Annotated in this window: 19 protein-coding genes; 8 read left to right on the top strand and 11 right to left on the bottom strand. The window is 63.1% G+C overall.

From position 1 onward, the window contains the following. Nucleotides 1-107 precede the first annotated feature (107 nt). The gene (locus BLR92_RS05770; RefSeq protein WP_089726425.1) at nt 108-1,481 is read left to right on the top strand and encodes an NAD-dependent succinate-semialdehyde dehydrogenase; all 1,374 of its coding nucleotides are present in this window, start codon (nt 108-110) and stop codon (nt 1,479-1,481) included. 150 nt (nt 1,482-1,631) lie between these two features. After that, nucleotides 1,632-1,997, top strand: a complete 366-nt coding sequence (locus BLR92_RS05765; protein WP_089726424.1) for a DUF488 domain-containing protein — start codon at nt 1,632-1,634, stop codon at nt 1,995-1,997. Here the strand turns inward: BLR92_RS05765 and BLR92_RS05760 are convergent. The 3 genes from BLR92_RS05760 to BLR92_RS05750 all read right to left on the bottom strand — a co-directional run bounded on the left by BLR92_RS05760 (nt 1,990) and on the right by BLR92_RS05750 (nt 4,808). Then, on the bottom strand, nt 1,990-2,991 hold the full coding sequence (locus BLR92_RS05760; protein WP_089726422.1) for a bile acid:sodium symporter family protein: 1,002 nt from the start codon (nt 2,989-2,991) through the stop codon (nt 1,990-1,992). The genes BLR92_RS05765 and BLR92_RS05760 overlap by 8 nt on opposite strands. A gap of 2 nt (nt 2,992-2,993) precedes the next feature. Next, a complete protein-coding gene (locus BLR92_RS05755; RefSeq protein WP_089726420.1) occupies nt 2,994-3,668 on the bottom strand; it encodes a FadR/GntR family transcriptional regulator in 675 nt (224 codons plus the stop codon). A gap of 225 nt (nt 3,669-3,893) precedes the next feature. Next, on the bottom strand, nt 3,894-4,808 hold the full coding sequence (locus BLR92_RS05750) for a LysR substrate-binding domain-containing protein (protein WP_089726418.1): 915 nt from the start codon (nt 4,806-4,808) through the stop codon (nt 3,894-3,896). Between the two features lie 94 nt (nt 4,809-4,902). Here BLR92_RS05750 and BLR92_RS05745 point away from each other — a divergent pair, with 94 nt between their 5' ends. Genes BLR92_RS05745 through BLR92_RS05730 form a run of 4 tightly spaced genes read left to right on the top strand, consistent with a single transcriptional unit; the run spans nt 4,903 to nt 8,503 of the window. After that, complete coding sequence (locus tag BLR92_RS05745) at nt 4,903-6,015, top strand: NAD(P)/FAD-dependent oxidoreductase (RefSeq protein WP_089726417.1); 1,113 nt, start codon at nt 4,903-4,905, stop codon at nt 6,013-6,015. Beyond that, nucleotides 6,002-6,301, top strand: coding sequence for a (2Fe-2S)-binding protein (locus BLR92_RS05740; protein WP_089726415.1), 300 nt, complete (start codon nt 6,002-6,004; stop codon nt 6,299-6,301). Before BLR92_RS05745 ends, BLR92_RS05740 begins: the two co-directional genes overlap by 14 nt. Next, the gene (locus tag BLR92_RS05735; protein ID WP_175488732.1) at nt 6,291-7,691 is read left to right on the top strand and encodes an FAD/NAD(P)-dependent oxidoreductase; all 1,401 of its coding nucleotides are present in this window, start codon (nt 6,291-6,293) and stop codon (nt 7,689-7,691) included. Before BLR92_RS05740 ends, BLR92_RS05735 begins: the two co-directional genes overlap by 11 nt. A 56-nt stretch (nt 7,692-7,747) precedes the next feature. Further along, nucleotides 7,748-8,503: a transporter substrate-binding domain-containing protein gene (locus tag BLR92_RS05730; protein WP_089726411.1), complete on the top strand. Its 756-nt coding sequence runs from the start codon at nt 7,748-7,750 to the stop codon at nt 8,501-8,503. 47 nt (nt 8,504-8,550) lie between these two features. Here BLR92_RS05730 and BLR92_RS05725 read toward each other — a convergent pair whose 3' ends face one another. Together BLR92_RS05725 and BLR92_RS05720 are read right to left on the bottom strand one after the other, a co-directional pair. After that, entirely contained in the window at nt 8,551-10,593 is a 2,043-nt protein-coding gene (locus tag BLR92_RS05725; RefSeq protein WP_089726409.1) for a TonB-dependent receptor family protein, read from the bottom strand. Between the two features lie 297 nt (nt 10,594-10,890). Further along, nucleotides 10,891-11,931, bottom strand: a complete 1,041-nt coding sequence (locus BLR92_RS05720; RefSeq protein ID WP_089726407.1) for an FUSC family protein — start codon at nt 11,929-11,931, stop codon at nt 10,891-10,893. A 257-nt stretch (nt 11,932-12,188) separates the two neighbouring features. On the opposite strand from BLR92_RS05720, the gene BLR92_RS05715 reads away from it, so the two are divergent. Further along, nucleotides 12,189-13,844, top strand: coding sequence for a multidrug ABC transporter permease/ATP-binding protein (locus tag BLR92_RS05715; RefSeq protein WP_089726406.1), 1,656 nt, complete (start codon nt 12,189-12,191; stop codon nt 13,842-13,844). 121 nt (nt 13,845-13,965) lie between these two features. Continuing rightward, a complete protein-coding gene (locus tag BLR92_RS05710; protein ID WP_089726404.1) occupies nt 13,966-16,059 on the top strand; it encodes a TonB-dependent siderophore receptor in 2,094 nt (697 codons plus the stop codon). Between the two features lie 110 nt (nt 16,060-16,169). Here the strand turns inward: BLR92_RS05710 and BLR92_RS05705 are convergent, their stop codons facing one another. The 6 genes from BLR92_RS05705 to BLR92_RS05680 all read right to left on the bottom strand — a co-directional run bounded on the left by BLR92_RS05705 (nt 16,170) and on the right by BLR92_RS05680 (nt 25,375). Further along, a complete protein-coding gene (locus BLR92_RS05705; protein ID WP_089726403.1) occupies nt 16,170-16,733 on the bottom strand; it encodes a PRC-barrel domain-containing protein in 564 nt (187 codons plus the stop codon). 270 nt (nt 16,734-17,003) lie between these two features. Further along, complete coding sequence (gene fhuB, locus BLR92_RS05700; RefSeq protein WP_089726402.1) at nt 17,004-18,989, bottom strand: Fe(3+)-hydroxamate ABC transporter permease FhuB; 1,986 nt, start codon at nt 18,987-18,989, stop codon at nt 17,004-17,006. Then, nucleotides 18,982-19,926 (bottom strand): iron-siderophore ABC transporter substrate-binding protein, encoded by a 945-nt coding sequence (locus tag BLR92_RS05695; RefSeq protein ID WP_245704122.1) that lies wholly within the window; start codon nt 19,924-19,926, stop codon nt 18,982-18,984. Before BLR92_RS05695 ends, fhuB begins: the two co-directional genes overlap by 8 nt. A gap of 40 nt (nt 19,927-19,966) precedes the next feature. Next, the gene (locus BLR92_RS05690) at nt 19,967-20,734 is read right to left on the bottom strand and encodes an ATP-binding cassette domain-containing protein (RefSeq protein WP_089726398.1); all 768 of its coding nucleotides are present in this window, start codon (nt 20,732-20,734) and stop codon (nt 19,967-19,969) included. A 205-nt stretch (nt 20,735-20,939) separates the two neighbouring features. Further along, the gene (locus BLR92_RS05685; protein ID WP_089726396.1) at nt 20,940-23,036 is read right to left on the bottom strand and encodes a TonB-dependent receptor; all 2,097 of its coding nucleotides are present in this window, start codon (nt 23,034-23,036) and stop codon (nt 20,940-20,942) included. A gap of 215 nt (nt 23,037-23,251) precedes the next feature. Then, nucleotides 23,252-25,375, bottom strand: a complete 2,124-nt coding sequence (locus BLR92_RS05680; protein ID WP_089726394.1) for a TonB-dependent siderophore receptor — start codon at nt 25,373-25,375, stop codon at nt 23,252-23,254. Nucleotides 25,376-25,397 lie beyond the last annotated feature (22 nt).

Genomic DNA, 25,397 nt, shown 5'->3' with positions numbered 1-25,397 from the left:
TGCAGCGGTCGAACAGCACACGCGACGGTAGTCGACGAGTGTCGACTGGCCTCATCTATAGTGACTGGTCAGCAATGCGTGTTGACCGACCAAACGAGGAGACGCCCATGAGCCAGTATGCCGTAACCAACCCGGCGACCGGGAAGGTCGAGAAGGAATACCCGAGTGCCAGCGATAGCGATATCCAGGCGGCCATCGACGCCGCCGACCAGGCATTCTCAGGTTGGCGGCGTAGCTCGCTCGACGAGCGAGCACGCCTGCTCACGCAGGTCGCCGAGCTCTACGAGGCGCGCCGCGACGAGTTGGCCGCGATCATCACCCGCGAGATGGGCAAGCCGCTCGCCCAGGCGCGCGGCGAGCTGGACATCGTCGCCTCGATCTACCGCTATTACGCCGAGAAAGGGCCGGCCTGGCTCGCCGACGAGCCGATCGAGGTGGCCGCCGGGGGCGAGGCGGTGATCCGCAAGGAGGGCCTCGGCGTCCTGCTCGGCATCATGCCGTGGAACTTCCCCTACTATCAGGTGGCACGCTTCGCCGCGCCCAACCTGATGAACGGCAACACCATCCTGCTCAAGCACGCCCCGCAGTGCCCCGAGTCGGCACTGGCCATGGAGCGGCTGTTCCGCGACGCGGGCGCCGCCGAGGGGCTGTACGTGAACGTCTTTGCCAGCAACGAGCAGGCCGCCGATATCATCGCCGACCCGCGGGTGCAGGGCGTGTCGTTGACCGGCTCCGAGCGTGCCGGCTCGGCGGTCGCCGAGGTCGCCGGGCGCCACCTGAAGAAGGTGGTGCTGGAGCTGGGCGGCTCGGACCCGTTTCTGGTGCTGGAATCCGCGGATCTCGATCTGGCGGTCAAGCAGGCCCTGTCGGGGCGCTTCGCCAATGCCGGCCAGGCGTGCAACGCCGCCAAGCGGATCATCGTCAGCGAGGGCATCTACGACAACTTCATGGCCAAGTTCCTGGCCGCGGTCGAGAACATTCGCATGGGCGATCCCGGCGATGCCGAGACCTTCCTGGGGCCGATGTCGTCGGAGGGCGCCGCCGAGACGCTGGCCAGGCAGGTCGATGAAGCCGTCGCTCAAGGGGCACAGGTGCTGGTGCGTGGCGGTCGCCTCGACCAGCCCGGCGCCTGGTACGCGCCGACCGTGCTCACCGGCATCACCCCGGCGATGCGCACCTACGGCGAAGAGCTGTTCGGCCCGGTGGCGGTGATCTACAAGGTCACGTCCGAGGACGAGGCGGTGGCCCTGGCCAACGACTCGGCCTACGGCCTGGGCGCGGTCATCCAGTCCACGGACGCCGAGCGGGCCCGCGAGCTAGCCGCGCGCCTGGAGAGCGGCATGGTGCACATCAACGAGGCGCCGGGCTCGGCCGCCGAGCTGCCGTTCGGCGGGGTCAAGCGCTCCGGCTTCGGTCGCGAACTGGGCAAGGACGGCATGGAGGAGTTCGTCAACCGCAAGCTGGTGCTGCTCGGCGGTTGAGGCGAAGCGTGGGTTCGACGCCTCGAAACGTCCCGTCCGCTCATCGTGTGGGCCGGACGTCTTGCGTCATGTCCCGCCGATTTCAGGCCCAGTCGTCGAGTACTGGCCGGCACCGAGCCAAGGGGCACCATTTCAGGACAGGAGGCCATCATGAAGGGACCCAAGCAGGTACAGTGCAAACGCGCCTACGATGAGTTATCCAAGGACGACGGCTATCGCGTCCTCGTCGATCACATGTGGCCGCGTGGGGTGAGCAAGGAAGACCTGCCGCTGGACGCCTGGAAGAAGGAGCTGGCGCCCTCCAAGGAGTTGCACCAGTGGTTCGGCCACGAGCCGGCGCGCTGGGCGGCGTTCTACCAGAAATATCATAAGGAGCTACGCGAGGTACCCGAAGCGTTGGACGAACTGCTCGAGACGAGCGCGGGCGGCGTCCTGACGCTGGTCTATGCCGCCAAGGACCGCGAACACAACAACGCCGTGGCACTGAAGCAATATATCGATGATCTGATCACGTAGAAGACGTTGTCACGCGCGGGCCTTCCTCGGCGCGCGCCGTGATACATCGCTCGTAGCGCCGCGCCAGTACCGCGCCGACGATGATCTGGATTTGGTTGTAGCACATGATCGGCAACACGATCATGCCGAATCCCGGATGCCCGGCGAACAGCACCTTGGCCATCGGCAGGCCCGAGGCCAGACTCTTCTTGGAGCCGCAGAACACCGCGGCCGCCTCGTCGGCGAGCCGTAGCCCCAGCCGCGCCGCCAAAAAGCGCGCCAGCAGGATCGCCAGGCCTAGCAGGAAGACGCACAAGGCGATGGCGATGCCGATCGCCGTCAGGGGCAGCTTTTGCCACAGCCCGCTGGCGACCGATTGCGAGAACGCCGAGTAGACGATCAGCAGGATCACGCCCTGGTCGTAGCGGCCGGTGAGCGACTTGTGGCGCTGCATGAGGCCCGCTACCCAGGGCCGGATCGCTTGACCGGCGGCAAAGGGCAGCAGCAGCTGCAGGAAGATGTCGCGCAAGGCATCGCCGACCGCGAATCCGCCCCCCGCGGTGCTGACCAGCAGGATCAGCAGGAACGGCGTGAGCATCATGCCGAACACGTTGGAGGCCGCGGCGCTGCACACCGCCGCCGGTACGTTGCCCCGCGCCATGGCGGTGAAGGCGATCGACGACGATACGGCCGAGGGCAGCACCCCCAGGTACAAAAAGCCCAGCGCCAGATCCTCGGGTATCCAGCGCGGCGCAAGCGTGGAGATGGGCAGCACGATCAACGGGAAGACGACGAAGGTCAGGCTGACGATGAGCAGATGCAGCCGCCAGTGCGTCGCGCCGGCCAACACCTCCTCACGCGAGAGCGCGGCGCCATGCAGGAAGAACAGCAGCGCGATGGCGGCCACCGACAGGTGGCCGAGCCACTCGGCGACGTCACCCCGGGCGGGCAGCACGGTGGCCAGGCCGATCGTGCCGAGCAATAGCAACGTGAAAGGGTCGAGGCGAAATCGCATGGTCACTCCTCGGCCAGCACGTCGAGGCTGGGCTGCAGCAGGTGACGGGCAGCCTGCACGGCACCTTCGGCATCGCGGCGCTCGATGGCGGCGAACAGGGCCTCGTGGTCCGCCTGAGAGGGCTCCGGCAGATCGGCATCGTGCTCGGTGCGCTCGATGGTACGAATGACGGCATGGGCGAAGTAGAGATACAGCGTCAGCAGCGCGCGGTTGTGCGCCGCCTGCATCACGGCCAGGTGGAAGCGTTCGTCGTGACGGATGCGTGCCTGGATATCGCCACCCGCCGCCGCGCGTGCGGTCAGCGCGTCGCGCATGACGGCGAGATCGTCGGCGTCGTGGCGCAGGGCGGCCAGGCGCGCCGCCTCAACCTCCAGGGTCAGGCGCACCTCCAGTTGCTCGTGCAGTTCGGTGCGCTCGATGGTACGCAGCGTCTCGCCGGGATCGCGGCTGGCACGCACGAAGGTACCCGCGCCCTGGCGCGTCTCCATCAGGCCGGCATGCACGAGCACCCGCACGGCCTCGCGTACCGTGTTGCGACTCACGCCGAGGTCGCGGGCCAGGTCGGCCTCGACGGGAATCCGCTCGCCGACCTGCCAGGTGCCGCGCTCGATGGTCTCGCGGAGACGCGCGATGACACTCTCCACCAGGGATTGCCTGCCGACGTGGGTCAGTTGCATGAGTACGCCTCTGAATATGGGATCAACCAATCATCCTATGAATTTATGGAGCCGGCAAGCCGTCCCGCGCTTTCCGGCTTAGGGAATCGCTGAATAAATCGCCGAGCGAAATGAAGTACAAGGCGCACGGAGCACAGAAGGCGAGACATAACATGGGGTTAGGCGAGCCTTAGAGCACCGCGCAACGCAGTAACTCGTTCGCAAAGGCATTTATGCGGTGATTCCTCAGGGCGCGGGTGGCGCGGTGAGTGGCGTGATGGCGTCGCGGAACAGCGCCACGAAATCCTTGGTCAGGCGCGATGCGGGCTGGTCGCGCGGCGTCAACAGGGCGAACTCCTCGGCGAGGTCGGCGGCGAAGGGTCGTAGCACGAGCCCCTGGGTGCCGAAGGCATGGGCGCTGATCGGATCGAGTATGCTGAGGCCGAGTCCGTTGCGCACCAGGCGCGCCGCCTGTAGCCCCAGGGAGACCTCGATGCGTCGATGCGGTCTGACGTCGTGCTCGCTGAGCCGGCGGTCCAGTTCGCGACGCAGCGGGTCATGCGTTTCGAAGCACACCAGCGTCTCCCCCGCGAGATCCTCCAGGGCGATGACCGGCTTCTCGATCAGCGGATGTCGCGCCGGCAACAGGCACAGGCTCTCGAGGCGAAAGGTTTCCTGCTGCACGCGGTCGTCGTTGCCGGCGACGATGGCCAAGCCTAGATCGCAACGCTGCGTGATGACCTCCTCGATGACCTGCTCCGAACGGTAGGTGGATAGCTCGACGCTGGCGTCGGGGTGATCCGCCATGAACGTTGCCAGCACGTCGGGAATGAAGGTCATGCCGAGCAGCGGCATGGCGCTGATACGCAATCCGCCCACCTCACGCTCGCGAATCCGTCGGGCGGTCTCGCGCAGGTGGTCGATGCCGGTCCAGACACGCGCCACCTCACGATAGAAGGTCCGTGCTTCGGGAGTGGGGACCAGCCGCCCGCGGATGCGCTCGAACAGCGTGAACCCCACGTCGTGCTCCAGTTGCTTGAGCAGCCGGGTGACACCGGGCTGTGCGGTCAGCATGCGTTGGGCGGCGCCGGTCACGGTGCCGCTTTCCATCACATGCTTGAAGGCGAGCACCTGGCGGTCACGAAGTTGGGGTTGGCGCATAACAAAAGGGTATCGGATCGTTAACTATCGTTATTGGAGCTTATAGGAAGCTTGCCGCTATCGTCGACTGTATGTTCAACGGCGGGTAGCGGGCATGCGACAGGATTTTCTCATCATCGGCGGCGGGGTGGTCGGCATGGCGGTGGCCTACGGGCTGGCGCGCGCCGGTCAGGGCGTCACCGTGCTCGATGAAAGCGACGACGCCCTGCGTGCCTCGCGCGGCAATGCCGGCCTGACCTGGGTGCAGGGCAAGGGCATCGGCATGCCGCGCTACGCCGAGCTGAGCCTGGATGCGGTGCGCGGCTGGAGCGCGTTCGCTCGGGAACTGACCGAGCGCACCGGCATCGACCTTCAGTACGAGCAGCGTGGCGGAGTCGATCTGTGCTTCGACGCCGAGGAAGCCGAGTCGCGGCAGCGCGAGTATGACGAGCTGCAGCAAGCCTCGCCCCGGCTGGCACGGGAGTTCGAGTGGGACTACCTGAGTCGCGACGCATTGCTGCCCTACCTGCCTGAACTGGGCGAGCGCATTCACGGCGGCACCTGGTCGCCGCACGATGGCCACTGCAATCCGCTCTATCTGTTGCGCGCCCTGTATGCCGCGAGCCGCGCGCTGGGGGTCGAGATACACCCGTCGACGCCGGCCCAGGCGCTGAGCAAGGCCGATAGTGGCTTTTGTGCCACGACGGCCAAGGGCACCTTCACTGCGGAACGCATCGTGATCGCCGCTGGGCTCGGTGCCCGTACGCTGGCCCCGACACTGGGGCTGTCGGGGGCCGTGGCGCCATTGCGTGGGCAGATCCTGGTCACCGAGCGCCTGCCGGCATTGGGCTGGCTGCCGACGCCGCAGTTACGTCAGACCGCCAGCGGCGGCGTGTTGATCGGCGATACCCATGAGCGCAGCGGCTTCGACAAGGGCGTGACCCTGGCGATGATGCAGGCCATCGCCGCCAAGGCCGTGCAAATCTGCCCGGCGCTCGAGGCCACTCGGCTGGTGCGAGCCTGGGGAGCGCTACGCGTCATGACGCCCGACGGCAATCCGCTCTACGAAGCCTCGGCGAGCCACCCGGGGGCCTACAACATCAACTGCCACAGCGGCATCACGCTGGCGTCATTTCACGCATCGGCGCTGGCCGAGGCGATCCTGAACGATCGCCTCGGCCAGCAATACGCCGCCTTTTCGGGAGAGCGTTTTCATGTTTCGGCGTAGCGAACGTGGCTGTGCCGCCCCGCGCCAGGTGACCGTGTGGCTGGATGGCCAGCCCTGCCAGGTTCCCGACACCCTGAGCGTGGCCGCGGCAGTGTTGCACCTGCATGGCTGGCAGGGCTATCGCCGTCATCACGACGGCAGTACGCGCGCGCCGCTGTGCATGATGGGGGTCTGCCAGGAGTGTCTGATCAGCATCGATGGCCGGCCCAACCGGCAGGGCTGCCTCGAGCCGGTTTACGAAGGCATGCGCATCGAGCGCCAGCAAGGAGAGCGGCATGCCGACTAATGCCCGCCCTACCGAGATCGCCATCGTCGGCGCCGGCCCCGCGGGCATGGCGGCGGCGATTCGTCTGGCCGAGGCCGGGCTGCGCCCGGTGGTGTTCGACCTGAACGCCATCCCGGGTGGCCAGATCTATCGCCAACTGGCCTCGCCCCAGGTCGACGCCCGGATCATGGGTCAGGAGTACCTGCGCGGTCGCGAATTACTTGCCGCCTTTGATCGTGCGGCCATCGACTATCGCCCGGATAGCCGGGTGTGGTGGACGCAGCGCGAAGACGACGGGTACTCATTGGGTGTGCTGCAGCACGGCCGCACCCAGCATTGGCAAGCCCGCCGGCTGATTCTCGCCAGCGGCGCCATGGAACGCGGCTGGCCGTTTCCCGGCTGGCAGTTGCCCGGTGTCATGAATGCCGGCGCGGCGCAGATCCTGCTCAAGCAGGGGGCGTTGCTGCCCGAGACGCCGCCGGTGCTGGCGGGTAGCGGGCCGTTGCTCTATCTGCTGGCGTGGCAGTACCTGCGCGCCGGGCGACCGCCGCAACTGGTGCTGGACATGGCCTCGCCCAGCAGTCGTTACATCGAGCCCCTGCGCCGACCGCGTGGCGCCTGGCTGGGGCGGGGCTATCTGGCCAAGGGCGCACGCATGATCGCGGCATTGCGACGGGCCGGCGTGCCGGTTCGCCGCAGAGTCGATGGTCTGCAGGCCGAGGGCGGAGAGGCCGTCGAGCGCGTGCGCTATCGCCACCGGGGCCGCTGGCACGTCCAGTCGACGGGATTGTTGCTTGGCCACTTCGGTATCACGCCGGAACCACAGCTGGCGCGCAGCCTACAACTTGCCCACGCCTGGCACCACAGTCAGCAATGCTTCCTGCCGAGTCGCGGCCCCACTCTGCAAGCCGATGAGAGCCTGTGGATCGCCGGCGATGGCGGCGGTATCGGCGGCGCACTCAACGCCGAGCGCGAGGGACGCCTGGCCGCGCTGGCGGTGCTCGACACCATGGCCGAGAACGCCACCGCCACGCCGAGCGAAGAGGCGCAAGCGCTGCGCCGCGCGCGCCGCCGCGACCTGGCGGCAAGGCCCTTGCTGGAGGCGATGTTCCGCCTGCCCGACGACTGGCTGTCCACGCAGCCCGATACCACCCTGGTGTGCCGCTGCGAAAGCGTCTCGCGGGGTGAGCTCGAATCCGCCATCGCCCAGGGCGGTGCCGGCCCCAACCAGCTCAAGGCCTTTACGCGCTGCGGCATGGGCCCCTGCCAGGGTCGCCAATGCGGCGAGAGCGTCAATCGACTGCTGGCCGGACGACTCGGCCAGTCACACGATGCGGTGGGTTACTACCACATCCGTCCGCCGGTCCACTCCGTCACCCTCGGGGAACTGGCGACGGCTCAACAACAATAACCGGCACGCAGCGTGCCACTTTGTACTCACAGACCACAAGACCGAGGTGAGCAATCATGAATTACAAGACGATGATGGGTAGTGTATTGGCCATGGGCATGTTGCTGGGACCGGTGGCCCAGGCCGACGAGGAGCCGTTGCGGGTCGGGGTCGACATCCCCTACGCCCCCTTTCAGATCAAGGAAGCCGACGGGACCATTACCGGCTTTGAGGTCGAACTCATCGAAGCCGTGTGTCAACAGATGCAGCGCGAATGCGTGTGGGTCGAGCAGGGCTGGGACGGCATCATTCCGGGACTGCTGGCGCGCAAGTACGATTTCATCGCCTCGTCGATGAACATTACCGACGAGCGTGCGCGCCAGGTACTGTTCTCCGAACCGTATTTCCAGGTGCCTTCTGTCTGGGTCGGGCGCGAAGGAAGCCAGTTGGATCCCGAGAATGGCACTCTGGAAGGCGTCGATATCGGCGTGCAAATGGCCACCATTCAGGATGAGTATGTCACTCAGTTTTACCCTGACGCCGATATTCATCGTTACAGCAGCTCCAGCGGCGTGGTCAACGACATGCATACCGGGCGCCTTGAGCTGGTGTTCACGGCATTCCCGCTGGCTCAGGATGCGCTGCTCGGAAAGGCTGAGTTTTCACGGGTCGGCAAGCTGGTGACGGGGCCTGAGTCGATCTATGGCCCAGGCGTCGGTGCGGCATTCCGCAAGCGTGATCGTGAACTGGTCGAGGAGTTCAACGCCGCGATGGCCGAGGTCAAGCAGAGCGAAACCTTCGAGAAGCTTCAGCAGAAATACTTCGGCGAGTGAGGCCGGCAAGCCCCCGCCGGGGAACGCGTGCTCCCGGTGGGGTTGTCTCAAAACGCCACCTCGATGCCCGCGTAGAGCGTGCGCCCCGGTGCGGGTTCGAAATAGCGCGCGTTGTTGGCGTTGATACGCACGTTGGCGAAGTGTTCCTCGTCGAGCAGGTTGCGCACCCCAGCGTAGGCGGTGAGCCGGGTGTCGGCGCTCAGCGCCCAGCCATCGCCGCCGCGCAGGTTGACCAGCCAGTAGCCGTCGACCTCGACCTGGTTGGCGTTGTCGGCGAGCAGGTCGCCGATGTACTGGATTTCGAGGGTGGCGAAGCGGGCATCGCTTCCCTCCCAGGTCAGCTGATTGACCCAGGTCCGTTCGGGCAGGCCGGGCAGGCGATTGCTGGCGTAGTCGCTGCCATCCGTTTCGAAGTCGTCGAATTCGTAACGCGCCAGTGTCACGGCGCTGTCCAGGCGCCACTGCGGAGCGAACTGCCAACCCAGCGCCAGCTCGATGCCCTCGCGTGAGGTATCGCCGGCGTTGCGATAGAAGGTTCGCCCGCTGTCGCCTTCGTAAGGCACCAGTTCGTCGCGCACGCGTACCGAAAACAGCGCCAGGTCGTAGTCGAGGCCATTGGCGAAATTGCCGCGCAGGCCCAGCTCGCGGCTCCAGGCCTTCTGCGGTTCGATGGCGGGGTTGAAGCCGCCGGTGCCGTCAGGGTTGGCGAATTCGGCGAAGGTCGGCGTCTCGAAGGCGGTGCCGGTGTTGATGTAGGCCTGATGGGTCGGACGATAGCGATAACTCAGTCCGGCCGATCCGCTCCATTCGCGGAAGGTGCGCTCGCCGCTCTGGTCGCCGTCGCTGGCGAAGTCGTCGTCGACTTCCAGGGTGACCCGATCGATGCGCGTGCCCAGTGACAGCGTCAGCGTGTCGGTCAGGTCCAGGTCGCCCTGAACAAACGCTCCCAGCGAGGTGGCCGTCTGGGTCTCGTTGGCGGTTTCGCCGGTGATGTCGCCATTGAGGGCGACGTTGCGCCGATGACGGTCGTCTTCCTGACGGGCCACGTCGACGCCGGTTACATAGCGCAGCGGTAATCCGCCCAGGTTCAGCGACTGGTGATACTCCGCGCTACCACCGACGTGCTCGCGCTGGTAATCGATCAGGCTGTCGCCCGGGTAGGGCAGTTGCTGCTCGAAATCGCGCCAGGTGGTGAAGCCCTTGAGGTAGAGCTCACCGGGGCCGAACGCGAGATTCTCGTATTGCAGTCCCAACACTTGCTGGTCGACCGTCTGGCCGGTGTCGTAGGCCTCGGTGAAGCGGCCGGCCTGGCGACGGTCCGCGGCGACCTGTGCGGCGGTCAGGCCGCCGGGGTCCTCGGCACGTGGGTTGTCGAGCAGGTTGACGATGGCGGTCAGGGCACGATTATCGTCCAGTTCACGACGCAGCTTGGCATTGAGCTGGTATTTCTCGACCCGGCTGTGCTCGCGGTAGCCGTCGAAGTCGAGCGCCGAGACGCTGACATGGTGCGACCACGCGCCGTTCTCGCCGCCGTGGCTGACGGCCAGCTTGAGATAGTCGTCACTGCCGCCCTCGATACGCACCCGGCTCCCAGCGCTGGCGCCGCGGCGGTCGGCAGTGGTGATGTCGATCACCCCGCCGGCGGCATTGCCGTACTGCACGGCCGCCGGGCCACGGATGACCTCGATGCGCTCGACGCTGTCGAAGTCGATGGCGTCCAGTTGTGCCTGGCCGTCGGGCAGGGTGTAGGGAATGCCATCGACCCTCACCGTGATGCCGCGTACGCCGAAGGGCGCGCGTGCGCCGAAGCCGCGGATGGACACGCGCTGGCCCTGGGCGAAGTTGTTGCGATTCTGCAGGAAGACGCCGGGCACGCGCACCAGCGACTCGTCGAGACGCACGCGCTGCTGGCCCCGGGCGATGGCCTCGCGCTCGAGTACTGTGATGGCGGCCGGCGTGGCATACAGCTCACGCTCGAGGCGCGGCGCCGAGACGGTGACGGTCTCCAGGTCGATCGGCTGGGCCAGCAGGGGGCCGGCGGTTCCCAGCGTGCCCAGCAGCAGCGCGGTATTCAGTGTTGAGTGGGGCATGCTGGTCGTGCGAATGAAGCGGTGTCGCTGGCAGCCATTTCGGCACCGCCCGGCGGGCCATAGCGACACGCGACAGTTTCGGGCAAACGATTTTGCATCGACATGGAAGCTCCATGGGGCTGTCATCCGGTTGCCAGCGTATCACCATCGGGCTCGCCGTGTGTGGACTCGCCTCGTGACTGGTCTTGGGTGCGGGGCTTTGACCCAACATGAAGGGGCCACAGCATCGAATTACCCTCGATCACCAACTTCAGGCCCCGCCTTCGGCCACAAGCACGAGGCGATTCCGCTGGCCCCTTAGGCTTCATTTCGGCGCTTCTTGATTCTGGCTTCGATGTAAGCCAATGCGCGTGGATGATGGAGTACCCAGCCGCCGATAAGACCAATGAAGCTGCCCAGGACGATGTCGAATAGCCGCACTAGCACCAGTGTCTGGGGAGGAATTTCCGTCGTGGCGTCGGCGAAGATGACCGTCAGCGGAGTGATGAAGATGACCGCCAAGCCGTAGTTCCTGACGATCAGGGACTCGATGATGAAATTCAGGACGACGATGACCAGCCCTAGCTGCCAGGGGTTGAATGGCAGAGAGAAGATCACCCAGGCCAGTCCCATGCCGATAGCGGTGCCGACGATGCGGTGGATCTTGCGCTGCCACACCAGGGTGAACGTGGCGCCCTGCATGATCGCGGCGCAGGAGATCGGCACCCAGTAGGGGTTGTTCAGCCCCATCAACTGGGCCAGGAGGAAGGCGCCGCCGACGAACGAGCCGGTCACCAGCGACTCGAGAACGATGGCGTCGATATGTCGATCGACCGGTGGAGCATCGTTTGGGGGCGACGTCTTTCTCACCGCATACAGGCTATAGAAGAAGGCCAGCAGGCACGCCAGCATCCCGCCCAGCGCGACCAGCCCGACCCGCAGAGGCACCAGTGCCAGATCGAAGGGCAGGGTGCAGGCCAGCGAGGCGACCATAATGAAGAAAAAACTCCCGGGCGGCGGCAAACGATAGAAGCGACAGATCACCGTCACCAGCATGGCGGTCAAACCCAACACGCCAGCCGACAGGTAAGAATTGAAACTGGTGGCGACGCCCAGTGTGAAACACGCCAGGAATCCGAAGGAACACACTACCAGCGTGACCATGCGGTGAGCGATCGAGGTGCGCGGCATATACAGGATGACCAGCGCGCCGACACAGCCCAGGATGCCAAGGTCGAAGCGGCCGAAATAGGCGCCCACCAGTGCGGGAAGCCCGACGCACAGCGATGCCAGCAGCGGGATATGCCAGGGTCGGGTGGTCTGGTTCAGGGCCAGTAACGGGCTGAGGCGTTTCAGCATTTGATGTCGGGCATGGTTTTCTTCATTTAGTACTTGTTCTAAGCGTAACGTTGTTTAACAACAGCGTGCTATATTGTTAGCATGCTATCATATTTGTGTGTTCGGCATGGCGCAAACATCTCTCGCTATGGGGTGATTTCAGGCCATCCATGGTCGTTATGCAAAAGGCTTTACCTGAATACGGTTCATCTTCATTGACGCATAACGCATTTTAGCCAATGGTGTGCGCCTGAATCGTCACCGCTCGGGGATAGGGTATGGAGTTGCTGCGCGTCGTCTTTCGCGATTATCGCTGGCCGTTCATCGGCGTCATGGCGTTGAGTCTGGCCAGCGCCGGGTTGGGCATCGGCATCATCGCCTTTATCAACGAGCGATTGATCGCGACCGGGGAGAGCCCGCTTTCGGCGCTGCCGCAGTTCATCGGCTTGCTGGTGCTGTTGCTGGCGATATCGCTGGGCGCACAACTGGCGTTGACGACGCTGGGCCATCTGTTCGTCTATCGGCTACGTGGGCGGTTGATCAAGCGCATCCTGGATACCGACATCGAGCGCCTCGAACAGCTCGGCAGCGCGCACTTGCTGGCCAGCCTGTCGAGCGACGTGCGCAACGTCACCATCGCCTTCGTGCGCCTGCCCGAACTGGTCCAGGGCACGATTCTGACGCTAGCCTCGATGGCCTACCTGTTTTATCTGTCGCCCAGCATGCTGGCGGTCACGGCGCTGTGGGTCGCGGGGACCATGGCGGTGGGTTGGTGGCTGGTGTCACGGGTCTATCGTCATCTTCACTACGTGCGCGATTCCGAGGACAGGCTCTATCAGGACTACGAGGCGGTAATCGATGGGCGCAAGGAACTGGCGCTGAACCGCGACCGTGCACGGCGCCTGTTCGACGAGGTCTACACTGCCAACGCGCGCGACTATCGCCACCATATCATCCGCGCCGACACTTACCACCTCAGCGCCAATAACTGGGCCAATATCATGATGCTCGGCGCCATCGGGGTGGCGTTCTTTCTGGCCAACGGGCTTGGCTGGGCGAGTACTACCGTGGCGGCGACCTATGCCTTGGCCATCCTGTTTTTGCGCACGCCATTGATTCAGGCGGTGGGTGCGCTGCCCACATTGCTTAACGCCCAGGTCGCCTTCGAGAAGCTCGAGGCGCTGGCGCTGGCCGACTACCGTGCCGATTTCGGCACCGGGAAGACCACGCCCAATTGGCAGACCATCGAACTGCGCGGTGTGACTTACCAGTATCCGGCCAAGGGCGAGCAGTCGGGCTTCGCGGTAGGGCCGGTGGATCTCACCATCGAGCGCGGCGAGCAGATATTCCTGATCGGAGGCAACGGCAGTGGCAAGTCGACCCTGGCGCGGCTGTTGACCGGCCTCTATCGCCCGCTGGAGGGTGAGATTCTGGTCGATGGCCTGCCGGTTGGCGTGGATGGGTGGAATGCCTATCGCCAACGCTTCGCCAGCGTATTCACCGACTTTCACCTGTTCGAGCAACTGATTGGACCGGACGGCGAGGCCGCCGACGCGGCGCTACTCGATACCTGGCTGGATCGGCTGGGCATGCGCCACAAGCTAAGCTTCACCGACAGGCAAGTCACCTCGACCCAGCTCTCGCAGGGCCAGCGTAAGCGCCTGGCCTTGCTGTTGGCGGTCTGCGAGCAGCGCGACATCCTGCTTCTAGACGAATGGGCCGCCGACCAGGACCCGGTATTCCGCCGGGTGTTCTATCGTGAACTGTTGCCGCTATTGTGCGAGGCGGGGCATACCGTGTTCGCCATCAGCCACGACGACAGCTACTTCGAGCACGCCGACCGGCTGCTGGAAATGCGCGATGGCCAACTGAGCGAACTGACCGGTGAGCAGCGCGAGCATGTCAGTCGCGATGCGGTATCGCGTATCGAGTGAGACTGATCGTGTGAGTGGGCATGCCAATGACATGGGCGAAAGTCCCATTGTGGCCATAAATGCAAATGCTTATCATATGGCTTCAAATTAACTTCATCCTGCGCCTGCCCCCGAGGTTTCCATGCCATCTTCCCCATCCGCCGCCGGGTTCGATAACCGTCTCGCCCTGGCCATACGCCGCTGCCTGGGTATTTCCCTATCGGGCGCTTTCTTGACGTTGCCGATAGCCGCCCTGGCACAGGACGAATCGAACGCCGAAGAGCCAATGGATACGATGGTGATTACGGCGACAGCTCTTAAGGTCGAAGCGCCACTCGTGGAAACGCCGCGTGCGGTGTCGACCGTCCAGCGCGAGGAACTGAACGCGCGAAATGTTCAAAGCCTCGACGAGACCTTCCGTTACCGCTCGGGCGTGCTCTCGGGCCAATTTGGTGCCGACAACAACACCGACTGGTTCGAGGTGCGTGGCTTCGATCAGGTGACCTATGTAGATGGCCTGCGTGCCTATCAGCCCGGATACTACAAGTGGCTGCCCGAGCCCTATGGCCTGGAACGGGTGGAAGTCTTTAAGGGGCCGAGTTCGATACTTTATGGCGAAGCGCCTCCCGGTGGCTTGATTAATGCTGTGAGCAAACGTCCTACCGCTGAGAAACGTGGTGAGATAGAAATCCAGGTAGGTAACCGAAACCATCGGCAGTTCGCCTTTGATACCTCGGGCCCAGCCACCGAGAGCGGTGATGTGCGCTACCGAGTTGTAGGGCTGTACAAGGAGCGCGACGGTGATCTGGATGGCACCTATAACGAGCGATACTACTTTGCGCCAAGCCTTGAGTGGGACATTGCCGATGACACCCAACTGACGGTACTGGCCAGCTTCCAGAAGGACGATGGCGTCCCCACTAACCCGTTCAAGCTGGCTTATGGCACGCTGGAAAATACGCCCTTCGGCAAGGTCGATCCACAGACCAACTATGGGGCGCCGGACTACGACAAGGATGAGCATACCCAGACGGCTATCGGCTACGAGTTCCGTCACTTCCTCAACGACACCTGGAAATTCGAACAGAACTTCCGCTACAGTCATCTCGACCTTGATCTGCGTAGCACTTATATCATGACGTATCGCAACGATGAGCGGACAGCTCCTCGTGGCCATTTGCAGCGCAACGGCGAGATCGATAGCTTTACCGTCGATAACCGGATGGTTGGCAAGTGGTATACCGATCGTACGGAAAACACTTTGCTGTTCGGGGTGGACTACCAGGACCTTAGCCTTGATGGCAAGGAATTTGATAGCTATTCCTACGATACCGTCGATATCTTCGATCCGCAGGGAGATATTATCCCGGTGCCCAGCAGTCTGTTGGCTCGCCGCCAGATCGATAAGGAGCAGTTGGGGCTCTATGTGCAGGATCAGTTGCGCATCGACGATCGCTGGATATTACTGGGTGGGGTTCGCTACGATAGCGCCGATGTAAGAAACGAATTCGAGCGCAATAACGTCACGGTGGACGAAACCCAGTCGGCGACCTCCTGGTCCGGCGGTGTGATGTATCTTGGCGATAATGGTCTGAATCCCTATCTCAGCTACACCGAGTCCTTCCAGCCAGTTGCGCTGACCAATGATGACGGCGCCGTCTTCGAAGAGATCGAGGGCGAACAGTGGGAGCTGGGCATCAAGTACGCGCCGTCGAGCTGGGATGGCTATGTAACCGCTGCGGTTTTCGATATCGAGGAGACAAATGCTTTCGCGACGGCGCCTAGAGGCTACCAGACCCAGGAAGGCGAGAAGACTGCCACTGGCTTCGAGTTGGAGAGCGTGGGCTATATTACTGATGAACTCAAGCTGACAGCGGCCTATACTTACACAGATGCACGTAATAAAGATAATGAGCGTGTGGAGATCATTCCGCGCCATATGGCCTCTGCCTGGCTAAATTACGATTTCACCTCGGGTGCTGTTGAGGGGCTGACATTGGGCGGCGGCGTGCGTTACGTGGGTGAAACCGTGGCCAGTCCGGCCAGCAGTATTGATAGCGAAGTTCCCTCCTATACGCTCTATGACGCCATGGTCAGCTACGATATCGATCGTCACTGGACCGCCCAGGTCAACGTCAACAACATCACCGACGAGGAATATGTTGCCAGCTGCGATTTCTGGTGCTACTACGGCGAATCGCGTAGCGTGATCGGTAGTCTCAGCTACCGCTGGTAATTACCCTCTTTTAACGCTGCCTCGACACGCAAATGCCCGGTCATTCGACCGGGCATTTGCATTAAGTTAGATCGATTAGCGCAGCTAGAAAGTAGCTGCTGACTTGCCAATCAGTTATTGACCTCGTCGGCGCTTTGCTCGACGGAGTTGCCGGCATTTTCGATGGCGTCGCTGGCGCTATCCAGTGCGTTGGCCGTCGCTGCCTTGGTGCTTTCCCAAGCGCTGGCGGCGGTCTCCTTGGTATTTTCCCATGCCTGGAGCGCGCCCTGCTTGGCCTGGGTCCACCAATTGTTGGTGTATTCGGGCTGTTGAGTAATTTCTTCCGCCGTCATGTTGACATGCACGGCATATTCGATGTTTTCGAGGTCGTTACCGTTGTGGGTTTCCACGGTGAAATTGCCGGTCTCGATGACGTACTGTTTTTCATCCAGATCGAGCAGGTTGCCCGTGTCGATGACGATGGAATGAACGCCCATCGACTCATCGAGTAAAACGTCTTCCACGTCGCCGATATCGTTCGAAGGATCGCTCGCCAGATAGACGTCGGCATCGTTCAATTCTTCGGTGGAGTAGAGTCCCTGCGGGGCGGCCAATGCGCTGCCACTGATGGCGAGTCCACCAGCGATAAGAGCCGTATAGAGCGCGCTATTAATAAGCGGTTTACGTAGTGCCATGTTTTGTCGCTCCTTGTACAAATTCCAATTAAACGTCCGTAGGCAACGGCGCGATATACCGCGTCGTTGCCTATTTAACATGCAGGCGTGCAAAGGGAATTTCAACCGCAAGTGTTTCAGAGCAAGCTAAAAGGGTGGTTTACAAAAGTCGCGAGCGAAGGACAGGCAAGGCGAAATCAGCCGAAAAAGCGCAGTTTACATCGAGTAAATGAGCATTTTGAGGTGGATTTCAACGCAGCATGGCCTAGCGCAGCAATTTGTAAACACCCTTTAAAGGCGTCGCAGCCCCCACATGAAGTAGGCGCCGCCCAATAGCGAGGCGACCAGCCCGGCGGGTATTTCCTGGGGAAACAGCAACTGGCGGCCGAGCCAGTCGGCGAGGATCATCAGCAGCGCGCCGATCAGCGCGGCGCCCAGCAGATGCGCGCGGGCGCGGGAGAAGCCCACCAGCCGCGCCATGTGCGGCGCCAGCAGACCGACGAAGCTCAGCGGTCCGACCACCAGCGTGGCGCAGGCGGTGAGCAGCGCGACCAGGCCCAACAACGCCAGGCGCGAACGGGTGACGTTGATTCCCAGTGCCCGGGCGGTCGGTGCGCCCAACGGCAGCAGGTCCAGCCAGCGCGAGAGAGGCCGAGCCACCAGGGCCAGCACAATGGCCAGGCCGGCGACGACGATGGCGGTGGTCAGACCGACATAGTAGGTCGAGCCGGACATCCAGGCGATGATCTGCTGGCCGCGCGGGTCGCCGCCAGCGAGCACGAAGCTGCGTACGGCATCGAACAGCGCGGTGATCGCCACGCCGGTAAGCAACAGTCGCTCGGGCATGAAGCCGCTGCGTTGGTTGAGTACGATCAGGATGCCCAACGTGATCAGTGCCGACAGGGTGCCAATGCCGATCAGTGTGAGCTGGCTGGCGCCCGGCAGCAGGTAGATGGCGGCGATCAACCCGATGGCGGTGCCGCCGCTGATGCCAAGTACCTCGGGGCTGGCCATGGGATTGGCGGTGATACGCTGAATCAGCGTGCCGGCCAGTGCCAGCATGATTCCCGCGCCACCGGCGGCCAGCACGCGCGGCAAGCGCCATTCGAGAATCGACCAGTCTCCCGAGGCAATCAGCCACTGCCAGCCATCGGCGCCCTGGCCGATCAACAAGGCGACGGCGGCGGCGATCAGCAGGGCCACGCCGAGCTGGCCGGCCAGACGATAGGGCGCACCATGGCGATGAATCAAGCTGCCGGTATCGGTGTGTGGACGCTCGCCACCCAGTTTGAGGCGTGGAATCAACCACAGCAGCAATGGCGCGCCGAGCGCGGCGGTCGTGGCGCCGGTGGGAATCAGCGTCGGCAAGGCGCCGGAAAAGCGCTGCAGGGCCAGATCGGTCGCGGCCAGCAACAGCGCGCCGAGCAGCGTTCCCCATATCAGCCGCGGACCCAGCCGCCTCGCGCCCAACAGGCGCACGATAGCCGGCGCGGCGAGGCCGATGAAGCCGATCAGCCCGGCAATGCTGACCACACAGGCGGTAATGAACACGGCAAGCCCGAGGCTGGCCAGGCGCAGGTGCTTGAGCGAGACGCCCAGGCTGCGTGCGTTGGCGTCGTCGAGTTCGAGCACCGCCAGCGGCTTGAGCATGGCGAACGCCAGCAGCGCGCCGAGCAGCAGACGAGGCCACAGGAACATCACGCCGCCCCAGTTGTTCTGCGACAGCGAGCCGGCCCCCCAGATCATCAGGCCCTTGAGTTCCTCGTGATGAAACAGCAGTAGCGTCACGCCGAGCGCGCCTAGATACAGATTGACCACCAGCCCGGCCAGTACCACCACCATCGGCGCCAGTCCGCGTCGCCAGGAGAGCAGAAACACCAGCCCCATGGCCAGCGCGCCGCCGGCGATCGCTATCCATTCACGACCGAACGTCAGTAGCCCCGGGGCCATCAAGGTCGCCGCCAGCAGCGCCAGATTGGCGCCGCTGGCCACCCCTAGCGTGGTGGGCGAGGCCAGCGGGTTGCGCAGGACCTGTTGCATGAGAACCCCGGCCAGCGACAGACCGCCACCGGCCAGCAGCGCCACGCACAAGCGCGGCCACCAACTGTAATAGGCGACGAGCTGGGCGATGGCGTCGGGTGCTGGTGCAAACAGCGCGGCCATGGCGGCTAGCGGGCTGAGCCGGGCATCGAGCGCCAGCCAAGCCAGCGCCAGGGTCAGCAGGGCCAGCAACAGGCAGGCGCGCCCCGGTGTCAGGCGGCGAGAAGCCTCAACCATGGTCGCTTTCCCCGGCTGAGGCGGATGCCTGGTCAGTGTCGTGAATCAGTTCCTCGACGAGCAGGTCGGCGAAGCGGCGCGCCGAGGGCAGGCCGCCGAATCCCCACACCGGCGGCAAGTACAGCACCTCGTGGCGGCGCACAGCGGTCAGGTTTTGCCATAGCCCACTCGCCTCGAGTCGTTGCCTGACTCCCGTTGGCATGGGTTTGATGACCACCAGTTGCGCATCGATGCCGGCCAGTTCTTCCAGCCCGACCAGTGAAAACCCCCAAGCGTTGGTGGGGCCGGTCCAGGCGCTTTCTAGCCCCAGGCGCTCGAATACCGCCTGATGCAGACTGCCCGCGCCGGAAACCCGCACATGGCGGGCATCCATGAACTGGACGAGCAGTAACGGCGGCACATCCTCAGGGAGCTTGCGGCGCAGGCGCGCCAGGTGTTCCTCGGTGGCGTCGATCAGTTGCCGCGCCGCCTTGGGACGGTCGACCAGGCGGGCCATCTCGCGGGTGACGGCGAGCATGTTCGACCAGGTATCGCCCTCGGCCAGATAGATGCCCAGCGTCTTGACCGGGGCGATATGCGACAGGCGCGGTTCGAGCGAGGCGAACATCGGCGAGATCAGGATGCGTTCAGGGTCAAGGCTCGCCAGCAGTTCCAGGTTGGGCTGAGCGCGCAGGCCGATATCGGTGACCGCATCGGGCATTCGATTGCCGGCCCAACTATGGTAGGCGTCGATTTGCGCAACACCCAGCGGCGTGACGCCCAGCGCCAGCAGCGTCTCGGCCAGCGTCCAGTCGAGGGTGACGATTTTGGATGTCTCGGTCGGTTCCGCGTTGGCGGCCCGCACGGTCATGCTGGGCAAAAGCAGGGCGACAAGCGCCATCATCAGGAGGCGTCGGGTAAGGGTGCGCCAGGATGAATCGGGGCAATCGTGGGTCACGCGGGCTCCGCGGCGAGTGAACAGGGCAAGCGAGGGGCCTTCAATGAATGACGGCGATGGAGTGCTCGCCGCCGGGGTGCGACATCACGCGCATGGGAATGCCATAGATGGCTTCCAGCGTGGCATCGCACATCATCTCGCCCGGCGAGCCCTCGGCCAGCAGCCGGCCGCTGTGCAGGGCGATCAACCGGTCGCAATAGCGTGCCGCCATGTTGACGTCGTGCAGCACGATGATTACCCCCAGCCCGAGTTCATGGCACAGCTTGCGCACCAGCGCCAGCACCTCGACCTGATGGGCGATATCCAATGCCGCCAGTGGTTCGTCGAGCAGCAGGTAGCGGCTGCCCTGGGCCAGCAGCATGGCCAGCCAGACGCGCTGGCGCTCGCCGCCCGAGAGCGTGTCGACCAGGCGGTCGGCGAATGCCTCGGTATGGGTCAGGGCGATGGCGCGCTCGATCTGCGCATGATCCTCGCGGGTCAAGCGTCCCAGCAGGCCGTGCCAGGGGTAGCGGCCGAAACCGACCAGTTCGCGCCCGGTGAGATTCTCGGCGCTGGGCAGGTGCTGCGGCAAATAGGCCACCTGGCGAGCGAATTCGCGGGTACCCCAGGCGGATAGCGGGCGACCATCGAGGTGAATGGCGCCCTGGCTGGCCGGTTGCTGCTGGGCGAGCAGCTTGAGCAGGGTCGACTTGCCAGAGCCGTTATGGCCGATCAGCCCGTAGACCTGACCCTCGACAAAGGTCAATTCGGTTGGCTGCAACAGACACTTACCGCTGACCTGAAAGCTGGCGGCATTGACCTCGAACATGCTGGCGACCCCGCGAGGGAAGGAAAATCACAGGCCGCAATCGTAATCCAAATAAGAACAATTATCAAAGTGAGATTCGCCGCGTCGACCCTCGCCGCGCAGGTTAGGCAAGCGCCAGAGCCGGGTGGAAGCCCAACGGAAAACGCCCACCGCGAGGGGTGGGCGAAAGCGAGGCGAACATTGACGATGAACGGCTGGCGATGAATCAGTACTGATGCGACCAGGTCAGGCTGTAGGTGCGGCCACGGCCTTGATAGTCGTAGAGGTATTCGGGACCATAGAAAGGCGAGTAGAACATGGCGGCGCGCTGACCCCAGACGGTGGAGTACTGCTCGTCGAGCAGGTTTTGCACGCCGAAGCTGAACTTGCCAATATCGGTCTGCTGGCTGAGCAGCATATCCAAAGTGGTGTAGCCATCGATCTCGCGGCCTTCGGCATCCTCCAGGTCGAGGGCGTGGTTGGCCTGTAGCCGTGCCGAGCGGGTCAGGTCCGACCAGCCGACGAAAGCGGTGGCTGATGAGACCGAGGCGTAGCGGGCGTCGCGCTTCTCCCACTCACCATCGTCGTTCTTCTGCTCGGAGCGCACTAGATGCAGGGTGCCGCCGGCCTCGAAACCATGGTCGAAGTAGCGCGTCACGGCGCCCTCGAAGCCATAGTCGCGCTTCTTCTCGTCGACCACGGTGACACTCAGGTCCTCGGCGTTCTCCACTGCCTTGTCGGACCAGGCGTAGTAGATCGCCGCCTGGGTCATCCAGTCGCCACCACGGTAACGCCAGCCGAGCTCGACCTGGTCGGTCTCGATAGCGCTCAACGGGTTCTCGGCGACGCTGATGTTCGCGCTCTTGCCATAGTACTTGGCGGGATCGGGTAGTTCGAAACCCTGGCTATAGCGCAGCCAGTTCTGATGGCCGTTGCCGTAATCGTAGAGCGCGCTGGCATTGAACAGGGTAGCGTCGTAGTCGTTTTCGCCGCCGGGGATGCCCTTGAAGTCGTCAACTTCGACATCCATGCGTTGCTGGCGCACGCCTGCGGAGAGTTTGAGCCCCTCGTTCACCTGCCAGTCGGCCTGGGTGAAGGCAGCGATCGTATCGACTTCATAGCCGGGGTAGCGCGGCCCGATGCTGGCCTCTTCCTGTACCAGGCCGCCGCTTGCATCCGCGATGGCCTGATCGAAGAACATTTGATCGGCATCGAACTGCTCGCGGGTCAGGTCCAGCCCATAGGTCAGGCCGATGTTGTCGCTTAGTTGCGCATCGAACAGTCCCTTGATGCCGCTCAAATCAGTGTTCTGCTTGGAGGCGCGGAATTCGTAACCGTCGTCGACCGAGTAAGGGAAGGCCTGAAAGCTGGCTTCCTCCTCGCGGTGGAAGGCCTGCAGGTAGAAATTCTGGCCCAGCAGGTCGGCATGATGGTATTGCAGGTTGACCATCTTGCGGTCGGTGGCCGGGTCGCGATCCGAGCTATAACCATCGCGAATCTCGGCATCATCCAGGTTGGCGGGGGTAGCGTCCAGGTTGGGGAAGTAGACGCCACGGTCGCCCTCGTAACCGGAGCGGTAGAGTTGGGCACCGACGCTCAGGGTCTGGTTGGCATCGATATTGAAAGACAGATTACCCAGCACGTCGATGCTGCGATTGTCCTGTAGGTCGGTCTGGGCGATATCCGGGAAGATCTCGTTGCCGCTGGCATCGAAGTGGCGGCCGTTGTCCTGATAGGCGACGCCGATGTAACCCTGCACGCGCTCGTTGCCGCCGCTGGCCGATTGCGCGAGGCGATAGTCGAGATCGCTGCTGTCGTTGAAGCCGGTGGTGATGCCCGTTTCGGTGCGTAGTTTCAGGCCGCCGGGCTCGCCCTTGCGGGTGATGATATTGATGATGCCGCCGGTGGCGCCGCCGCCGTACAGGCTGCTGGCGCCGGAGATCACTTCGACACGCTCGATATTGAAGGGATCGATGGAGTCGAACTGGCGCGATATGCCGCGCGAACTGTTCATCGACACGCCATCGATCAGTACCTGCACGCTGCGGCCGCGCATGTTCTGACCATAGTTTGTGCGGCCCTGCGGCGCGAAATCGAGACCCGGCACCAGCTTACCCAGCGCGGTCTTGAGATCGGCGCCGGTGCTGATCTGCTGCTGCAACTCTTCTTTCTCGACTACCCAGACGGCACCGGGGATCTGGCTGATCTCGGTCGGCGTGCGCGAGCCGACCACCACCATGGTGTCCTGGACCTCCTGAGCCTGCGAGCCCAGCGCCGTGGTGCCGGCGACCACGGCGAGGCCGAAGGATAGCGTCTTTTTCATGCGGTGTTCCCTTGATGATGAGGCGTGTATTTTTTTGGGAGAAAACGCAGGCAGGATACTCGCTTGGGGAAAAACCTCAATAGCATTGATTCGCATTAGCATATTTTGCGTATCGCAAATAGCCGGGATCGAGAACAGAAGCTAGGTGGATGCGATGACTCGGGGTGACCGGCATGCGTTAGTGCATGCCGATCCGGGAGGATGCTAAAAGCTGGTTAGAACGAGTAGCTCAGCGTGCCGACGACGCTGCGCTCGGCGCCGAAGTAGCAGTAGGTGAGAGAGTTACATGAGGCGACGTATTCCTTGTCGAGCAGGTTGCTGACATTGAGTCGGGCGCTGACCCCTTGAAGGCCGAGCTTGGCGAGGTCGTAACCCACGGTGGCATCGACCAGGGTGTAGTCCGGCACCGTTTCGGTATTGGCGCGATCGGCATAGATATCGGCGTAGTAACGTACGCCGAGACCGGCATCCAGGCCATCCAGTGGCCCGCGGACGAAAGTATAGTGGCCCCACAGGCTGGCTTGATGGCGGGGTGCGTAGATGGCGTAATTGCCCTGTTCGCCGGGCACGTCACTCTTCTCGTAGGTAATGTCGGTATAGGCATAGCCGACTTGTAGGCGGAAATTGTCGGTCAGGTAGGTTCGGGCTTCCAGCTCGACCCCTTGGGATTGGATCTCGCCCACGGAGCGATAGGGGGCGGTCGGTTGTTCCTTGGTGGCGACGTTTTCCTGGTTGATGCGGAAGAGCGATAGGCTGTAGCGATCTCGTGTCCCCGATGGCTGATACTTGAGACCGGTTTCCCATTGCTCGCCTTCCATCGGTTCAAGCAGATCATCATTAGCATCGGTGAAGCTGGTCGGTGTAAAGGCGGTGTTGTAGCTCAAGTAGGGCGCGAGGCCGTTGTCGAACAGATAGAGCAGTCCGGCGCGACCGCTGAACTGGGTGTCGACGAGCTTGCTATCGTTATTGGTGAGACGGCTGGTATTGGTGATATCCACCCAGTCGTAGCGACCGCCCAGCGTCAACCGCCAGCGGTCGATCGCCATTTGATCCTGAAGATAGATGCCGGTCTGCTCCAACTCGTGACGTTCGTCCGCATAAACGGAAATATCGCTAGTTGGGCCGCCGCCGTAGCTGGGGTCGAAGGGATTTATATTGGGGAAACTAGCTGTGGAGTAGACCACATCGTTCTTGCGCTTCTGGTAATCGATCCCTACCAGCAAGGTGTGATCGATGAAGCCGCCATTGAGTTTAGCTTCCACCTGGTTATCCAGTGTCCACGCCTGTAGCGATTCTTTGGCGCCGTAGTAAGCGCGGGAAAGCTCATTGGTGCCGCCGTCCCAGCCTAACTGCGCCACCTGATCCATGTGAACATCAGCATTGAGGTAGCGCAGCTTCTGGCGCGCAGTAACATTGTCGCCGAAGCGATGCTCGATGTTGTAGCCGAACATGCGCTGATAGCGCTCGAACTTGTCGTAGTCGTCTTCGCCGTCGAAGAAGCCATTATCAATCTTGTGACCATTATGACTCTCCACCGAGCCTTCATAGGGCACACCGGAGTGATAGCCGCCTTCTGGGTCCTTTTGCAAATAGGCATATAGCGTCAGGCTGGTGGCATCCGTTAGGTCCATGGTGAGCGAGGGAGCGATGGCGTAACGCTCCTCTTCGACCGGGCCAAACTGGGTGTCGCTCTTGCTGCCGATCCCCATCAGGCGATAGGCGACGCGGCGTTCCTCGTCGAGCGGACCGGAAAAATCGAATGCTGCGCTGCGCTGGTTATTATTGCCGACGCTGAAGCGTAGCTGGTGATAGTCCTCGAAGAGCGGCTTCTTGCTGGTTAAAGCGACCAGGCCACCGGGAGAAGATCGCCCATAAAGTACCGATGCGGGACCCTTGACAATCTCGATGTTATCCAGGAACCACGGGTCGATTACCATCGAACTGTAGCTGTTGGAATCGCCCATTACCTTGAGGCCATCGAGATAGGTATTGCTCAAGCTCCCGTCCGAGAAGCCGCGCATCACCAGGTAGTCGTAGCGGTTCGAGGCGCCGATCTGGTTGGTGTAGACACCGGGCGTGTATTGAACCGCCTCGCGCACGGTACGAACGCCGCGCTCGTCCATCTCTTCGCGATCGACGTTGGAGACCGATTGTGGTGTCTCCAGGAATGATGTTTCGGTCTTGGTCGCGGCCTGGCCGGTGACAGTCAGCGGCGCCAGGGTGACGGCATCGCCTTGTTGTGGCTCCGATGATTGCCCCCAGGCGGGCGACATGGCCCCGGTGAAGGAAAGGCCGGCCAATACCGCTATGCCGACAGGATGACGGCTCGTGGGCTGCATGTGAATCGTTCCCTTATTTTAA

Origin of the sequence: Modicisalibacter muralis (assembly GCF_900102945.1) — a bacterium.
In the GTDB taxonomy this organism is placed as follows: Bacteria; Pseudomonadota; Gammaproteobacteria; order Pseudomonadales; family Halomonadaceae; genus Modicisalibacter; species Modicisalibacter muralis.
Note: the sequence above shows the minus strand (reverse complement) of the source record. Positions and strands in the feature narration are given on the sequence as shown.

Coding starts and splice junctions, on each gene's coding strand:
- BLR92_RS05735 (WP_175488732.1), top strand. CDS start 6,291: ATGCCGACTAATGCCCGCCCTACCGAGATCGCCATCGTCGGCGCCGGC.
- BLR92_RS05740 (WP_089726415.1), top strand. CDS start 6,002: ATGTTTCGGCGTAGCGAACGTGGCTGTGCCGCCCCGCGCCAGGTGACC.
- BLR92_RS05685 (WP_089726396.1), bottom strand. CDS start 23,036: ATGAAAAAGACGCTATCCTTCGGCCTCGCCGTGGTCGCCGGCACCACG.
- BLR92_RS05745 (WP_089726417.1), top strand. CDS start 4,903: ATGCGACAGGATTTTCTCATCATCGGCGGCGGGGTGGTCGGCATGGCG.
- BLR92_RS05680 (WP_089726394.1), bottom strand. CDS start 25,375: ATGCAGCCCACGAGCCGTCATCCTGTCGGCATAGCGGTATTGGCCGGC.
- BLR92_RS05750 (WP_089726418.1), bottom strand. CDS start 4,808: ATGCGCCAACCCCAACTTCGTGACCGCCAGGTGCTCGCCTTCAAGCAT.
- BLR92_RS05755 (WP_089726420.1), bottom strand. CDS start 3,668: ATGCAACTGACCCACGTCGGCAGGCAATCCCTGGTGGAGAGTGTCATC.
- BLR92_RS05715 (WP_089726406.1), top strand. CDS start 12,189: ATGGAGTTGCTGCGCGTCGTCTTTCGCGATTATCGCTGGCCGTTCATC.
- BLR92_RS05705 (WP_089726403.1), bottom strand. CDS start 16,733: ATGGCACTACGTAAACCGCTTATTAATAGCGCGCTCTATACGGCTCTT.
- BLR92_RS05725 (WP_089726409.1), bottom strand. CDS start 10,593: ATGCCCCACTCAACACTGAATACCGCGCTGCTGCTGGGCACGCTGGGA.
- BLR92_RS05770 (WP_089726425.1), top strand. CDS start 108: ATGAGCCAGTATGCCGTAACCAACCCGGCGACCGGGAAGGTCGAGAAG.
- BLR92_RS05730 (WP_089726411.1), top strand. CDS start 7,748: ATGAATTACAAGACGATGATGGGTAGTGTATTGGCCATGGGCATGTTG.
- BLR92_RS05760 (WP_089726422.1), bottom strand. CDS start 2,991: ATGCGATTTCGCCTCGACCCTTTCACGTTGCTATTGCTCGGCACGATC.
- BLR92_RS05710 (WP_089726404.1), top strand. CDS start 13,966: ATGCCATCTTCCCCATCCGCCGCCGGGTTCGATAACCGTCTCGCCCTG.
- BLR92_RS05720 (WP_089726407.1), bottom strand. CDS start 11,931: ATGCTGAAACGCCTCAGCCCGTTACTGGCCCTGAACCAGACCACCCGA.
- BLR92_RS05690 (WP_089726398.1), bottom strand. CDS start 20,734: ATGTTCGAGGTCAATGCCGCCAGCTTTCAGGTCAGCGGTAAGTGTCTG.
- fhuB (WP_089726402.1), bottom strand. CDS start 18,989: ATGGTTGAGGCTTCTCGCCGCCTGACACCGGGGCGCGCCTGCCTGTTG.
- BLR92_RS05765 (WP_089726424.1), top strand. CDS start 1,632: ATGAAGGGACCCAAGCAGGTACAGTGCAAACGCGCCTACGATGAGTTA.